The following is a 16,279-nucleotide window of genomic DNA, read 5'->3' as shown; positions in this document are numbered from 1 at the left end:
TGATAAATATGTAAAAAAACTGTGAATTATTCTGCGATAATTGATGGGTGTTATAAATTATGCTAATATTTATTATGTTAAGAAAATGATTAAAAGACTTTTGAGGAGAATCACGACACAGTATAACTTGACAGAGCCGTTTGACTAGATCAGGGGAGATGTGTCTGTGATAAGAAAGGAGAGTGCGTAGTTGAAACTCCATAACAATCACATTGCCAGAATAATGGATAAGGAAAAGAAAAAAATGTGCAGAGAGCCGCAAATGTACAGAACATCGCACAGTAAAGCCCTGCGTATTCTCGCAGTGCTGCTTACCTTTGTTCTGACGGTTACCCTTTTCCCGGCGGAAGCTCTCGTAGTACAGGCAGCAGGCAATACCATTGAGACGGACGGCGAGGCGGTGACCTGGGATTTCAGAGATCAAAATGCAGCTATTTATCAGGAATCGCATGAGGATGGATCGCTGAGTGTGGAAGGAACATTTAGTTGGCATGAACAACAACCACAGCACGGTGCGAATATCGGAAATGGCACGGTCTTTTCTATTCAAGTGCCAGCGGGACAGACGACACTTACTTTTGGCGTGTGTGCCTATGGTTCTTCCAGTGCTTCGATCAGTGTGGATGGAGCTGTTGTGGAAGAAAACTTTTCTTTAAATCATGCAGCGACAGACGGCGGAGAATCTTCCATTCAGTACACTTCTGAATCTCCGGCCACGATTACTGTGACCATAACCGGAAACGGCTATCTTCATTCCATTACTGCCGAGACCATCACCCCTCCGCAGGTGGCGTCCGTCAGCGGTTCGGTAATTTCGTCAGCGGGAACAGGCGGCTCAGTCGAAGGAGAGACTCTGGTATTCACAGACGAGGACGGAGATGATGTTGAGACAAAGATCACGGCAGATGGATATGAGATTTCTCTTCCTGTAGGTCATGCCTACACAGTAACTTTTAAGAATTCTGAGGTGTATGGGGTAACGGCAGGCGGAACTGTAGATTTGACCGATGCTGACAACGGAAGTACAGTGAAGAATGATATTTCATATAAGGTGATCTGGGATACATCGAAAGAATTTCAGTTTACCATCAATGGGACGACCTACACCGTGAAGCCGGGAACGTCCCCGTCGAATGATTTCACAGTGGAGGCAAGCGACGGTAACGGCTCGGTGGAGCTGGCCACAACCGATGCGGCCATCATATGGGCGAATCTGGAGGGCGCCGGTTCAGGCAGTCTGACGTCAGATTTCCTGGAAAATGTCAGTGAAAATGTGACGTATGAGCTTTCGGGGAATACCATTACATTTACATATGAAGACGCGGAGTCTTCACCGACAGAATATGTGATTCATGTGAAAGATAACAGTGCGTCGGGGACGCCGCACGCCAATGGAAGGACGATCACCTATGATTTCGGCGACGGAAGTGTTGTGTCGGAGCTGTACACTGGCGACTATTCTATCACCGACGGAGCTTCAGTTAAGTCTACGGACGGGCTGGTCACAGTGACCGGCAACAATCGTATTCGTTATAATGGCACTTCTCATGGAATCATGATTGGCGACAGGGATCAAATCAGCGTAAAGGTGGCCGGCAACGCAGAGATTCAGCTGGAACTGTGTTCCTATGCAGCGGATAACAGTACATTTAATGTAGCAGTGACAGGTGGAACCGGAACGGTGACGCCGGAGTCGGCTTCTGCCAAGGTGTCCGCAGACGGCGATACTGCCTCTATCCAATATACTGGCGGAGCGGCGACTCTGACCTTTACCTATAATGGAAACGGCTCCGGTTATCTCCACTCCATGGCGGTGACCAATGAACTGCCGGAGACAACGACAAAACCGCAGGCAGCAATGCCATCAGTGCCAGATTATGGAGACGCTGGCAGCATGAAGGTGTCCGCTGTGGGACAGCAGCTTACATTAACCCAGGAAGGCGGAAGCCTGCGCACGGGTGATGCGTTATCCTCCAGTGTCGGCTATTATGGTTTTGATCTGACGGCGGATTTAAACAAACTGGAAGCGGACGTAATTGTCAACTCCTGCGGTAATTCGTCCTCTAATGGCGTGTTCTTTGGTGCGTTTAACGGAGAGGCTATTGAGACCATTGGTATCCGTAACTCGACGAATCTGAGAGGTGTTTATTCTGCAGTTGATAAAGATACCGATGAGGATCAGGTCAGTGCAGGAAGATTGAATGAATCAATTACTGAAGGGCAGACCGTACATTTTACAGCAGAGAAGACAGCAGACGGTTTTGTGATCACGGCCACTCCGGAAGGCGGAGAAACCTATACGATGACAAGTGACAACGATGACACACTGTTCGGCGGCGATGTGGAAAATGCACGAATTTCTTTTGGTTTTATTCTTGCCGATGCTTCTGTGACGGTCACAAATATGAAATATTACAACGCTGGCGGTAATCTGTTGTACGACCAGAACGACTGCTATGAGGCGATCGGAACGCAGCCGGTTGTCACTGCAGTACGGGCCAGCTCTGCGGCTACCCGGGACGCCATCGTCATCAGCTGGAGCATCAGTGAAGCGGCAGACGGTGACGGACGATATGTGATTCAGGTAAAAAAGGATAACGGAGCATGGAAGGATGTGGCGGAAACCACAGTGACGCAATATACATATCCGGTGACGGAAGCCGGGACTTACGAGTTTCAAGTGGGCGGCAAGCTGGGCAGCGAAGGAGAAGTAACCTGGTGCAAGGATACAGCAATAGTACAAGATTTCCTCCCGGCGCTGACGACCCCGGTGGTAACGCTCACGGGCAACGATACTTCCATAGATGTGTCCTGGACTGCCTCCGAAGGAGCGACAGAGTACGAGATATACCGATATTCCTCCGATGAGGGTGCGGATAAGGCACAGGTGGTTTACACGGCGGACAGCACAGGAGCTGCAGTCGTTGAAGGCAATACATCCGGTGCGGCAGACTCTGCCGCAGATACCGGCACAGATGCCGCCTTTGTTTGGACAGATACCACTGTGAAGCAGGAAGTTCCTTACTATTACTATGTCATTGCCTATCAATATGGGGATGGCTCAACAGGAACCGGCAGTGCAACGCTGATTAATTCCAGCAATCCGTCCGAGACTGTCTGGGCCATGGCTTCCGCAGGTCATACCGGCGCTTATGTCTATGAGGATGAAGCGGCAAAGATTACCCTTACGGAGTGCCCGGATGAGACGGTATTCCAGGATAATATTTCCATTGGCGGAACTGTGGACCGCGCCGGTCAGCTTACTGCCAATGTAAATGGAACACAAGCTGCCAGTCAAAATGTGGCGGCAGACGGCGCGTTCAGTCTGAACCTGTCTCTGGAACAGGGAAGAAACACCGTGGAGCTGCTGTTTACGGACAGCGAAGGAAAGGTGACCCGTGAAACCTGCAGTTTTGTTTATCTGACCAATTATGATAAGATTGTGGACGCCTCCTACATCGGAGAAGACGGGGCGGAAGTAAACGGTGTGCCGACCTACAAGACAGTGCAGGCGGCGGTGGATTCTGTTCCGGCGAATAACACGGAGAGACAGGTGATCTATATCAAATCGGGGGATTACGAGGAAAGACTGGTGGTGGAGAGCCCGTACATTTCCCTGCTGGGCGAGGACCAGGACAGTGTGCGTATTCACTGCTATCCGGCGGATTTGTATCCGGATGATGAAGGATACGAAGCGGGCGGAGATATGTCCAAGCGGTGCGCTGCATTTATTACCGATACGGCAGTCGGGTTCTCTGCGGAAAACATTACATTTGCCAACGACTATGTATATGGTACGCCGGACGGAAAAAGCAACAAGTCTGCCGACGCGCTGCGGTGTGACGCCGAGGGAGCTACTTTTGTCAACGTGACGATTTCCGGTGTGCAGGATACTTTGTATATGAATGCGGGACACCAGTATTTTTATCAGTGCCGTATTGAAGGACTGATTGATTTTATCTATTCGGGCGACGACGCAAGAGCATTGTTTGAGGACTGTGAGATCGTGTTTGTCTACGAAGAAACGCATCCGGAGGGCGGTTACGTGTGCGCGCCGAGAACAGCGGCAGATGCTTCCTACGGACTGATTTTTAATAACTGTGTGATTACATCGGAGGACGGATATGTGGACGGCACCTTCTGTCTGGCACGGCCTTGGGGACCGAATGCGTCCATTCACTGGATCAATTGCTATATGGGCAGCGCCATCAATGCAGAAGAACCATATGCAGACATGAGCGGAAATCTGTACATGGCGGCCAGATTCTATGAATGTGGCTCTTACGGGCCGGGGTATGCAGTCAATGCCGACAGAAGACAGATATCTCAGACGGCGGCGCAGAACCTGCTGTCGGATACGAGTCTCGGCTGGGAGCCGGACAGTGCGGTACAAACTGTCAGTGACGCTTACATCGGCACAATGACGCCGCCGGAAGAACCAACCACAGAAGAGCCTACCACAGAGGAACCTTCGACGGACACCGAAGCGCCGGGCACAGATAATCCGGATGCGGAAGAACCGACAACCTCCGATCCGCAGGATTCACAGACCTCGTCTGCCGGGCTGACCGCCGGTATGATGCTGACCGACAAGAAAAATGAGGCAGTTTACCGCGTGGACGGCGACGCGGCCTCCGGTTACACGCTGACCTGCGTGCGTGCAGCGTCCCGGTATGATTCGGTTGTGAAGATTCCGGCCAGCGTGACCGTAAACGGCGTATCCTATCCGGTGACAGCCATTGCGGCGAGAGCCTTCAAGGGAAACAAAGAACTGAAAAAGGTAGTCATCGGCGCCAATGTGACTACCATCGGCAAAAAAGCGTTTAAAGGCTGCAGCAGTCTGAAAAAGATTGTAATCAGGTCCAAAAACCTGCAGAAAGTGGGAGCAAAGGCATTTATCAATATAGACTCCGGAGCAGTGATAAAAGTTCCCGGAGGAAAGAAAAAAGCTTATAAAAAGCTTTTTACAAAGAAAACCGGTATAAGACGGTCCATGAGATGGAAGAGGATTGCCGGTTGATATCAATTTTTAATTCCTAACATTATTCATAAATGTAAAAAGATAAAAAACACAGTAAATAGCCATGAAATAAACATAATAAATATAAGCAAAAACGGCATGCAGTCTCTCCCTTCGGCAGGAGGAACCGCATGCCGGTATTTGTATGTATGGAAACCGCCGCCCTGTTATTCTTCATCATCGACAACCATATTGTCCAGTGCGTATTTCAGCGCCATGCTGATCAGCTCATTTCTGGAGCGGTTTGTCCGGGCGGATAATTTGTTGTACTCTTCCTGTATTTTCTTTTCCGTTCGAATTGTCATTGTGACATATTTATCGTCCTTGGGTCTGATGATTAGTTTATTATCCGTTTTATCCATAATGTATTCTCCTGTTTGATTTTATTACATTATAAAGTAAACTGCAATCATAAATCTATAACAGAAAATAGTTTGAAAATACAATGCAAAAATGATTTAATTTATGATATTATTTCTTAATAAAAAGGTATATATTATAACAGTTCTATCTGGAAAAGGGGTTGAAAAAATGAAGGACATCCTGAATTGTCAGAAAAGTAAGAAAAAAGCGAACAGCTTCTTCAGAAAGTCTTGGCTGTTTTATCTGTGCTGCGCTTTGCTGTGTCTTGCGGCGATAATATTCGAGGAGAGAACCGTGTATTTTCAGGTCTGCATCGTCGGGGCAGGACTCTCTTTTTTGCTGGGATTGATTTTTCTCTGTCTTGCCGGAGCAGAGGGACAGGAGCCTTATCTGGCAGAGCCCCAGGAGACATTGAGTGAGAAGCAGATGGAAGAGCTGAAGGAGATACTTGACGAGGCGCAGGAGCGGATCCGTGGCCGGTAAAGAAAATGTTTTCAAATATTTTTGTCTGCGTTATAATCTATATTGGTTTTCGCTGATATGGATAAATATTATGACAGACGGAGGAAGACATATGGAGTTATATCATGGCCGTCCGGAGAATGAGGACGGACGTTTGGAAAAAGAGATCCGGGTGTATGATCTGCTGGATGAGCTGGGCATGGATTATTACCGCACAGATCACGAAGCTGCAGATAATATGGAGGCGTGCAATGAGATTGACGCGGTGCTGGGGACGGTAATCTGCAAGAATCTGTTCCTGTGTACAGCTAATAAGAAGAAGTTTTATCTGCTGATGATGCCGGGGGACAAGCCGTTTAAGACGAAGCTTCTGTCAAAACAGATTCCGACGTCGAGGCTTTCTTTTGCCAGTCCGGAATTTATGAAGGAGTATCTGGATATTGAGCCGGGCTCGGTCAGCATCATGGGGCTGATGAATGATAAGGAGAACCATGTGCAGCTGGTCATTGACCGGGAAGTGCTGGCAGATGAGCATCTGGGCTGTCATCCGTGCATCAACACGTCCAGTCTGAAGCTGAACACCAAAGAGGTGCTTGAAAAGTTTCTGCCGGCGGTGCACCATGAGGCGCTGCTGGTTGATCTGCCGTGGGTGGTGGATGAATGATGGAATACTGCATGGAATGCGGCACGAAGCTGAAGGACAGGTTTCTGAAGAATGAGGGAATGATTCCCTTCTGCGAGAAATGTAACGCCTACCGTTTTCCGGTGTTCTCCGCGGCTGTCAGTATGGAGGTGCTGAATCCGGACAGGGATAAGGTGCTTCTCATCAAGCAGTACGGCAGGGACCGCTACATCCTTGTGGCGGGTTACATTAACAAAGGAGAGAATGCGGAGCATACGGTGGCGAGGGAAGTCATGGAGGAGATCGGCCTGCATGTGGATGAGATCCATTTTGAAAAAAGCGAGTATTTTCCGCCAAGCAACACGCTGATGTTGAACTTTTCCTGCGTGGCGGACTCGGAAGATCTGTCTGGCGTGTCGGAGGAAGAGGTGGACAGCTGCCGCTGGTTTTCTTTTGAGGAGGCAGAGGAGGCCATTGCTCAGGGCAGCCTGGCGGCCCGTTTCCTGAAAAACTTCCTGGACAAAAGAGAGGAGCCCCGAAGTCGGGATAACGAGTCCCGGCATTGTCCGGCCGGGCAGGAGAGAGAGGAGAATACATAATCCTGCAGGAGCATTTCCGCAAAGTTCGTCATATACTGTAAAAAAGACATTCGGCTGTGCAGGCTCGGGGGTGTTGTCATGCTCATCCGCTGGCAAATGTATTGTCAGTGCGCGGGACTGCCTGCCGGCAGGTATATGACGATGAGAGCTGAATGGAACCAATTATTGAATTTGTCACAGATATACAGCCGCGGCATTACCGGGAAAGGAATTGCCGCGGCTGTTTTAGATACAGGAATTTATCAACATGAAGACTTTATGTTTCCGGCAAACCGAATCTGCTGTTTCCGGGATTTTGTGAACGGGAGGGAGGTTCCCTACGATGACAACGGCCACGGCACCCATGTGAGCGGAATTATCGCTTCCGGTGGTTTTTTGCCGGAAGGAAGGAGAATCGGCATCGCGCCGGAGGCGCAGATCGCGGCCCTCAAGGTGCTTGACAGCAAGGGCAGCGGTAAAATAAGCGCTATGCTCCACGCCATTGACTGGCTGCTCATTAATTATAGAAGATACGGGATTCGGATCGTGAATATTTCAGTGGGAATGCCAGTGAAAAACTGGAGAGATCCCCAGAAAGATGTGTTGGTGCAGAAAGTGGAAGAGCTGTGGAACGAGGGCCTGGTCGTGGTGGTGGCGGCGGGTAATGAAGGCCCGGGGCAGTATACCATTACAAGTCCCGGCGTCAGCCGGAAGGTCATTACGGTGGGGGCGATGGAAGAGAGTATGACACAGAGAAGAGGATTTGGAAGGATGGTGCATTACTCAGGCTGCGGCCCGGTCCCGGGTACCTGTGTGTGTAAGCCTGATGTAATCGCGCCGGCAGGGGGGATTTTGAGCTGTGACAATCACAGCAGAGCGTACAAGCGGCGTAGCGGTACATCCATGGCGACGCCTGTGGTCACAGGCGTCATTGCGCTGCTTCTCTCGGCACAGCCCTGGCTCACCAATCTGGATGTAAAGATTCGGCTCATGGAGACAGGCATTGACTGTAAAGTTCCGAAGAACCGGCAGGGGTGGGGCGCCATTAATCCGGCAGGATTGCTGGGGATATGAAAGATGGATAAATAATTGACGAACTTTGTAATATTTGCCATATATAACTGATAAAATATTAAATATATTGTATAAAATCACAGATATTTCTTCCTTTTTTTAAATTTCTGTGTTACAATTGTTACAACAATATAACTAAAAAGGAAAAGGAGATATCGGAGATGGCAAATTGTGTAACACTTAATCAGACATCCTATCATGGAGCAGGAGCGATTCAGAATATTCCGGCGGAGGTAAAGGCTCACGGATTCCAGAAAGCGTTCGTATGCTCCGGCCCGAACATTTTAAAACACGGCGTTACGGCAAAGGTTACTGACCTGCTGGATGAGGCTGGCCTGGCCTATGAGATTTTCTCAGACATCAAGGCAAACCCTACCATTGAAAATGTACAGAATGGTGTGGAAGCTTTTAAGGCGTCCGGCGCTGACTACATCATCGCTATCGGCGGAGGTTCACCGATGGATACGGCAAAGGCCATCGGTATTATCGTAAACAATCCGGAGTTCGCTGATGTGAGAAGTCTGGAGGGCGTTGCTCCGACAACCAAACCTTCCGTTCCGATCATCGCAGTGCCTACCACAGCCGGAACAGCAGCCGAGGTTACCATCAACTACGTTATTAAAGACGATGAGAAACAGCGCAAGTTTGTCTGCGTGGACACCAAAGATATCCCGATTATCGCCATCGTTGACCCGGATATGATGAGCGGCATGCCTTACGGACTGACTGCAGCCACCGGTATGGATGCGCTGACTCACGCCATCGAGGGATATATCACGAAGGCAGCATGGGAGATGACCGATATGTTCCATATCAAAGCCATCGAGATCATCGCGAGAAGCTTGAGAGCAGCCTGTGAAAATGACCCGAAGGCAAGAGAAGATATGGCTCTCGGACAGTACATTGCCGGACAGGGATTCTCCAACGTAGGTCTGGGTATCGTACATTCCATGGCGCATGCGCTGGGAGCAGTTTATGATACTCCGCACGGTGTGGCAAATGCGATCCTTCTGCCGACAGTAATGGCATACAACGCAGACGCTACAGGAACCAAATATAAAGATATCGCCATCGCCATGGGTGTGGAAGGTGTAGAAAACATGAGTCAGGAAGAATACAGAAAGGCAGCCGTTGACGCAGTGGCACAGCTGGCAAGAGACGTTAAGATTCCTGAGAACCTGAAAGAGATTGCCAAAGAAGAAGATCTGGACTTCCTGGTAGATTCCGCATTTAACGATGCATGCGCACCGGGCAATCCGAAGGACGCCAGCAAGGAAGACATCCGTGCGTTATATCTGTCTCTGATGTAACAGACAACATGATACCTTATGCATGTATATAAATGAGAAATTCGTTTCTCCATGAACAATCCCTCAAAGCAGGATAAGAATCCGGCTTTGGGGGATGTTTTTTGTGTTATGACTTTATGATGGAAAAATGACATAAAAAAAGCGCCGCAGTGAAAAAATGCTGCGCGCGCAATAGTTCAGAGTAAAGTTCAGAGCCGGACGATAAGCCGGGTTATGTCGTGAATGGTCATCTGTCTGATTCTGCCGTCGCCGGCAGACTTTAGCGACCCACCTGAAAGCAATCCGGGCCGGATTATCGCTTTCGATTCGGTCTTGCTTCGGATGGGGTTTACATGGCATTCCCTGTTACCAGAGAATCGGTGGGCTCTTACCCCGCCTTTCCACCCTTACCGTCCCGCAGGGAGACGGCGGTATATCTCTGTTGCACTATCCTTGGAGTCGCCTCCACCGGACGTTATCCGGCATCCTGCCCTGTGAAGCCCGGACTTTCCTCTCCTTAAGCCTTTCGGCGTTAAAAGGAGCGACCATTTATCCGACTCTGAATCTTTCCCATTCTAACAAAGGCGCAGAAAAAAGTCAAGGTAAGAAGTTCTTAAGGACTTTGATGACGAAAATGTGGTAAACTATTCAAAAAGCCGACAGGAAAAAGGCTTTAAGAATAAATGTACGGAGGAAATCACATGGATAAGAATGCAAGTATTTTAGTAGTGGATGATGATAAAGAAATCGCGGATCTGGTGGAGATTTATCTGGTCAACGACGGATATAAAGTATTGAAGGCTTCGGATGGCGAGCAGTGTCTTTCCATGCTGGCGGAACATCCGGAGATTCGGATGCTGATCCTTGATATTATGATGCCGGGCATCGACGGACTTGAGGTGTGCCGCACGATTCGCAAGACCAGCAATATTCCGATTCTGATTCTGTCTGCCAAGGCGGAGGATATGGATAAGATCGTGGGATTCGGAACAGGGGCCGACGATTATCTGACAAAACCTTTCCATCCGCTGGAGCTTCTGGCGCGGGTGAAGTCCCAGATGAAGCGTTACACATCTATCGAGCCGGAGAAGGAATCGGCAGCGGATAAGAAGGAAGAGATCGAGATTCAGAACCTTACGATCAATAAGGCCGCCCATGTGGTAAAGAAGAACGGGGAGGAGATTGCCCTTACGCCTATTGAATTTGATATTCTGTATCTGCTGGCGTCCAACCGGGACCGGGTGTTCAGCACCGACGAGATATTCGAGCGGGTATGGAATGAAAAGGTCTATGAGGTAAATAATACCGTTATGGTGCATATCCGGCGTCTGCGGGAGAAGATTGAAGACAACTCCAGAAGCCCGAAGATTCTGAAAACCGTATGGGGGGTCGGCTACAAAATTGAAGGTTAAAAAGTTTAAAAGTTTCCGGTTTAAGATGGTTCTTTACATGTTTCTGAGCGTTGTGGCTACTTTTATAACGGAAGGAATCATCTTTGCCGGCATCTATTTTTATGAGACGGAGATTCTGGCTGGAGAATACCGGAGAGTCTGGGGCTCGTCCGGACAGGGCAAGCTGGCTCTTGGGATGCTCAGCTCATCCGGCTCGGTATCTTTGGATATCCTGGTCATTCTCATTTTTACGATTCTTTTGCTGGTCATGTATTTTATACTGATCTCTCACAACTTTGTCACCTATGTCCGAGAGATTATAAACGGCGTGGAAAAGATGAAGTCCGGAGACTTTCAGGAAGAGATTCCGGTAAAAGGAGAGGATGAGTTTTCGGAGATCGCCTACTCGATCAATGAAATGTGCAGGAACCTGTCTCAGACTCTGGAGGCCCAGAAGGAGACGGAAAAGACAAAAGATGAACTGATCACCAATGTCGCTCATGATCTGCGCACGCCGCTCACATCGATTCTGGGCTACCTGGATCTTTTATCTCAGGGAGATTTTCTCACGGAGGATCAGAAGCAGAAATATCTTGGAATTGTTTCCAATAAGGCGAGACAGCTGGAAACGCTGGTAAAGGATTTGTTCGATTATACCCGCTATGACCGGGATAAAGTAAAGATAAAGAAAGAGATTCTCGATCTGAATCTGTTTATGCCGCAGATTGTGGACGAGTTTTATCCAAGTCTCATGGAGAATGGTCTTACATGCCGGACGGAGTTTTACGAGGGCGCTCTCAATATAGAAGCCAACGGGGAACTGCTGGCAAGAGCCATCGGCAACCTGATGTCCAACGCCATAAAATATGGCGCCGAGGGCAAGGTGATCGAGGTGAAGACCGGGCGGCTGGAGAATAAGGTCTTTGTGGCAGTCATTAACTATGGCAAGGTGATTCCTGCAGAAAAGCTGCATAAGATTTTTGATAAGTTTTACCGGGTGGAATCGTCCCGGTCCCTGAAAACCGGAGGAACCGGCCTGGGTCTTGCCATTGCCAAAAATATTGTAAATCTGCATAACGGAAATATATGGGCGACCAGCGATGAGTATGGAACCAGATTTCAGATTGAACTGCCGGTAGTCGCGCCATATTCCGGCGGCAGGCAGTAGAAACGGATGTCTGTTATAACAAAAAGGAGTGTATGATCATATGACAGACGGCATGAGGAAACGATATGCTCAATGATTTATTTCACACTTACAAAAAAATAATAATTTTGGTCCTGATCGCCCTTTGTGCGATTATTTTCTGGTTTTATGGCTGTCACAGGCAGCAGCAGAGTAATGATACGACGAAAACCTGGGAAAAAGAAGAAATGACGGAGACCGAAGGGTACCAGTATCATTTTCAGACGGATACTCTGTCCGGAAACGTTGTATTCGGCACGAAGGGGTACATTGCCCAGGGCAGGACGCTGCCGGTGCGGGTGGATATGACCTGTGAAGGAGAATCTTTTACCGGAACGCTGAAGATTACTCTGCCTGGAGTGGACGGAGAAGGTGTGTCATATCAGTCCGCAGTAAGCTGCCGGGAGGGAGTTACCAGCAAAGTGGAGATGGAAGTCCCTTCGCTCGGGAATGCTTCCTATTTTTATTTCGAGATTCTGGATTCTTTTGGAACCGTTCAGTTTTCGCAGCGGGTGCTGACCCGTGACGGGGAGGAAGAGACCGGAGAAAAGAATCTGTATATCGGAGTTTTGAGCAGCCAGTATTCCTCTCTGGAATATTTGGACGGGATGAATTTTGAGGTGGATAATGAGACGTTCACTTTGCAGCTGGTACATTTTCTGGCAAATGACTTTCCGACAGATGTGCAGGAACTGGGGTCCCTTACAGGCGTACTCATTGATTCTTTTGACACGTCGGCTTTGTCAAAAGCACAGATCCGTTGCCTGACTTCCTGGGTGACTGCGGGCGGCAGTCTCTTCGTGGGGACAGGAACCGGAGCGGAAGTAGTTTTGTCCGGTCTGGATCATCTGCTGAAAGTACAGGCGGGAGATGTGGAAGAGGTGCAGTATACCTTCAACAGCGAATTATCCCGGGCAGGCAGTGCCAGACTCTATACTTCCGGTCTGACGTTTGCGGAGGAGGACAAATGGGAAAGTCTTTCTTTGTCTTCGCCGGCCTGTGTCTATCGTGAGAAGTATGAGAGCGGGGAGATCTCCGTATTTACATTCAGTCTCACCGATGATACTTTCCGTCAGTGGACGGGAAGAGACGATGTGGTGGGAGAGATCTTTGAGGAAGAGCTGAGAGAAGAAGCCGGCCGTTCCTGGGTGGGAGACACAAGTCTCTGGTACGTGAAGACGACGCTGTATGCTTTTATGAACGGAAGACATCCCAATACGTTTTATTACGGAATCTTTTTCATAGTGTATCTGGGCGTACTTGGATTTTTCGCTTATTATGTGCTGCGGAAAATCAAAAGAAGAGAGTATATATGGGGAGTGGTTCCGGTGGTGGCGCTTCTCTTTACAGTCTCTCTGGCTTTCCGGTCGGAGGGAAGCGGCGGAGAAACCGGAGAAGGATTTTCCGCTATTCGGATCAATGACGCTTCTGTTGGAAAAGATGATTATTATCTTTTGTATCAGAGCAACGACGGATCAGAGGACAGTGTGGATCTGGTGTCTTCCATTGAGAGTGTGGAGCCGGTGGACTACAATTACCGCACAGAGAATGTGGATGATTATTCAGTGCGAAATATTACGGAAAATTATACGATCAATAATACAAAAAATGGTTTTGACATTGCCTTTGGAGAATCCGTGCCGGGAACCTCCTATATTCTGAAATGTACCGGAGGCTCCTCCCAGATGGACAATGCCAGTTGTTTCACTACGAATATCACCGCGGAAAATTCTTTCTTCGAGGGAACTGTGACGAACATTTCAGAATGGGATTTTGATAAGGTCGTGGTGATCCGCGGACAGCAGTACACGGTGCTTGACGGCATAAAATCAGGAGAGACCGGGGAGATAAATGAAAAGACGGTAAAGTTCTGGACAGAGTATGAGGAGGAAGGTCAGACGGACGGGGATGAAGAAGATGCCACGGCTTCAGGTAATCTGGTTGAATACCTGAAACAGCGTTATATGCTGGGAAATGGAGATCAGAATACCCTGCTGGTTATTGGAATCACGGACGATAATAATTTTCAGCTTCTCACCAACGGCAATTCGTTAGGAAACCGTCTGTCCGCCTTTGTCAACCGGTTTGCTCTGCAGAATGAAGACGGCAGTGAGTGTATCATCAATATCAACACTTGTCTTGATGAAGAAAGCCAGGGGACGTCCTTAAGTTATAATATCCTTGAAAAAAATGAGACGCAGGCAGTTTATTCCTTTGACGTTTCAAAGGTTATCTGGGGCTTGTTCCGCAACCGGGACGGCTTTAGCGGGACTATTTATGCGTATAATTATGATACGGGAGGGCAGGATAAAATCCTGGAAGATGCAGATGATTATATGAATTGCGGAGAGCTGGAACCATATGTCTCGGATATGAATGAGGTGACGCTGACATATGTACTGCCGGCGGACGGCACTTATGGAGAGGCGCCGATACTTTCTCTCCTGACAAAAGATGTGGAACAATAGGGGGAAGCAAGTATGCTTGAATTTCAGAACATCTCGATTTACCGGCGTGAAAAAAGAATACTGGATGATTTTAATCTGAAAATACCGGACGGCGCCATTATGGGACTGCTGGGTTCGGACAGCAAGGCGAAATCCATGATTCTTGCGGCCGCCAGCGGCAGTCAGGCGCCGGATTACGGACAGATTCTTCTGAACGGAGTATCCATCTATCAGGGCAGAAGCCGGTCTTATCAGAATTTTGGATATATGCCCCGGGAGTATGGTTTTTATGATCTGCTCCGGGTGGACGAATATTTTGAGCTGTTTCTGTCCCTTTATAAAGTAAACGGAAGATACCGTCAGAAACGTATGGAAGAAGTGGCGGAGCTGTTTGGAATCCGCCAGTATATGAGTGCCTTCATCATGGAGCTGCCTGCGGAGATGCTGCCGTTTCTCTGTCTGGCCAAAACGGTTCTCCATGATCCGGAGTGGCTTTTGCTGGATGAACCTTTCGCAAATTTAAACTCTTCCAGCCGTAATTCCATGATAAAGATTCTGCTGATGCTGCAGGAGGAGGGCAAATCCATCGTGGTTAATTCACAGATGTTTCCGGAAACCCGCGATTTTTTTACGGACGTTGCACTTGTGGAAGATGGCAGGGTGGTCGTGGAAGGGGAGACCGAGGATATTTTTGAGACGGCCCTCAAGAAAAGCCCGGTTCGGATGCATGTGCTGGCAGGGCTTGATGAAGCACTGGAGGTTCTGAAAATGAATACGCTGGTGGACCGGGTGACCGTCGATGAGAAGGAAGTGATTTTCCGTTTTAATGGCGGAGAAAGAGAAGAAGCGGAGCTGCTCACCGATCTGGTGGCGTCCGGCGCGTTTATCCAAAAGTTCATGCGGGACCGTGTGAATATTGAAGAAGTTTTCCGGAGGTAGAACATGATTAATCCATTTTTAAAAACAGAATGGCTGCGGGAAGGCAGAAACATCCGGCTTCCGCTGATGATTATTTTCTATATTGCCATCATGGCGTTTATCATGATCCTTTTCATGGTATTTAACGAGGAATCTTTTCAGCAGGGATATTATTATGATACGACGACCTACCAGTATCAGTTTCTGATCATCAGTACTTTCCAGATTATCACCGTGCTGCTGCTCACGCCCTTTACAGTGTCGAGATTATTTATCGTTGATAAAGAAAAAAATATGCTGGAACAATTTGAGATGGTACCGGGCGTATCTTTTCAGTATGTGACGGCAAAGATCATTCTGGTTCTGGCCGTTCATGTGCTGCTTTTTATCTCCGGTCTGCCTGTATCGGCATTGTCCTGTATTTATACAGGGATCAGCGGGGTGAAGCTGCTGCGTCTGGGAGCTATGATATTTCTTTACGCCTTCTGGAGCGGCGCCATATCCATCTTTTTTTATACGGTATGCAGCAAAAGCGTCTGGGCCTTTGCCTCGACCTTTTTTGTGCAACTTATGTTTGGGATTGGCACGCTGATGCTGACGGAGGTATTCCGGAATGGTTCGCTGATGATGAGCGACACCGGACGGATCGCGCCGGAAATCGTCGCTGTCTGCCTGATTCTGCTGGCATTTAATCCGCTGTCTTCCTACATGGGATTTTACGGCAGCATCACGGGGGATATCGGTATTTTTGGCACCTTCTGCAGTCATCTTGGAATAGATACTTCTGATAAATGGTTTATTCTGCTGTTTTATAAGGTGTCAAGTCTGGCCTGCGTGCTGGTAGGCGTCCTTTTTCTGTCTCTTTCCGTCTGGTATATGGATAAGAGAAGGAGAACCTGACGGCATTTGCCTTGTGCAACAAATAAGGC

At 48.5% G+C, this 16,279-nt stretch carries 12 protein-coding genes and 1 other RNA gene; 11 read left to right on the top strand and 2 right to left on the bottom strand.

What is annotated here, in order from left to right; genetic code table 11:
• Nucleotides 1-262 precede the first annotated feature (262 nt).
• A complete protein-coding gene (locus B5F87_RS08870) occupies nt 263-5,020 on the top strand; it encodes a pectinesterase family protein (protein ID WP_158097001.1) in 4,758 nt (1,585 codons plus the stop codon).
• Nucleotides 5,021-5,187: 167 nt separating this feature from the next.
• Here B5F87_RS08870 and B5F87_RS08865 read toward each other — a convergent pair whose 3' ends face one another.
• On the bottom strand, nt 5,188-5,382 hold the full coding sequence (locus tag B5F87_RS08865; RefSeq protein WP_087279932.1) for a CopG family transcriptional regulator: 195 nt from the start codon (nt 5,380-5,382) through the stop codon (nt 5,188-5,190).
• Between the two features lie 169 nt (nt 5,383-5,551).
• On the opposite strand from B5F87_RS08865, the gene B5F87_RS08860 reads away from it, so the two are divergent.
• The 5 genes from B5F87_RS08860 (at nt 5,552) to fucO (ending at nt 9,429) form a co-directional block, all read left to right on the top strand.
• Nucleotides 5,552-5,866: a hypothetical protein gene (locus B5F87_RS08860; protein ID WP_087279929.1), complete on the top strand. Its 315-nt coding sequence runs from the start codon at nt 5,552-5,554 to the stop codon at nt 5,864-5,866.
• Between the two features lie 91 nt (nt 5,867-5,957).
• Entirely contained in the window at nt 5,958-6,509 is a 552-nt protein-coding gene (locus B5F87_RS08855; RefSeq protein ID WP_087280116.1) for a prolyl-tRNA synthetase associated domain-containing protein, read from the top strand.
• Nucleotides 6,506-7,066, top strand: a complete 561-nt coding sequence (locus B5F87_RS08850) for an NAD(+) diphosphatase (RefSeq protein WP_242964344.1) — start codon at nt 6,506-6,508, stop codon at nt 7,064-7,066. The genes B5F87_RS08855 and B5F87_RS08850 overlap by 4 nt, the downstream gene beginning before the upstream one ends.
• A 141-nt stretch (nt 7,067-7,207) precedes the next feature.
• Complete coding sequence (locus tag B5F87_RS08845) at nt 7,208-8,119, top strand: S8 family peptidase (protein ID WP_087280110.1); 912 nt, start codon at nt 7,208-7,210, stop codon at nt 8,117-8,119.
• Nucleotides 8,120-8,280: 161 nt separating this feature from the next.
• On the top strand, nt 8,281-9,429 hold the full coding sequence (gene fucO / locus B5F87_RS08840) for a lactaldehyde reductase (RefSeq protein WP_087279926.1): 1,149 nt from the start codon (nt 8,281-8,283) through the stop codon (nt 9,427-9,429).
• 186 nt (nt 9,430-9,615) lie between these two features.
• Here fucO and rnpB read toward each other — a convergent pair.
• Nucleotides 9,616-9,969: RNase P RNA component class A (rnpB, locus tag B5F87_RS08835), an RNA gene on the bottom strand.
• A gap of 140 nt (nt 9,970-10,109) precedes the next feature.
• Between rnpB and B5F87_RS08830 the strand changes: the two genes are divergently transcribed.
• From B5F87_RS08830 to B5F87_RS08810, 5 genes are all read left to right on the top strand, one after another.
• Entirely contained in the window at nt 10,110-10,820 is a 711-nt protein-coding gene (locus B5F87_RS08830) for a response regulator transcription factor (protein ID WP_087279923.1), read from the top strand.
• 37 nt (nt 10,821-10,857) lie between these two features.
• Nucleotides 10,858-11,967: a HAMP domain-containing sensor histidine kinase gene (locus tag B5F87_RS08825; protein ID WP_158097000.1), complete on the top strand. Its 1,110-nt coding sequence runs from the start codon at nt 10,858-10,860 to the stop codon at nt 11,965-11,967.
• 65 nt (nt 11,968-12,032) lie between these two features.
• Nucleotides 12,033-14,453, top strand: coding sequence for a hypothetical protein (locus B5F87_RS08820; protein ID WP_087279917.1), 2,421 nt, complete (start codon nt 12,033-12,035; stop codon nt 14,451-14,453).
• Between the two features lie 12 nt (nt 14,454-14,465).
• Nucleotides 14,466-15,371: an ABC transporter ATP-binding protein gene (locus B5F87_RS08815; RefSeq protein WP_087279915.1), complete on the top strand. Its 906-nt coding sequence runs from the start codon at nt 14,466-14,468 to the stop codon at nt 15,369-15,371.
• 3 nt (nt 15,372-15,374) lie between these two features.
• On the top strand, nt 15,375-16,250 hold the full coding sequence (locus B5F87_RS08810) for a hypothetical protein (protein WP_087279912.1): 876 nt from the start codon (nt 15,375-15,377) through the stop codon (nt 16,248-16,250).
• Nucleotides 16,251-16,279: the final 29 nt, after the last annotated feature.

Source organism: Eubacterium sp. An3, assembly GCF_002159465.1.
Lineage (GTDB): Bacteria > Bacillota > Clostridia > Lachnospirales > Lachnospiraceae > Anaerobutyricum > Anaerobutyricum stercoris.
The sequence above is the reverse complement of the archived record's forward strand: the minus strand, read 5'-3'. Positions and strand labels throughout refer to the sequence as shown.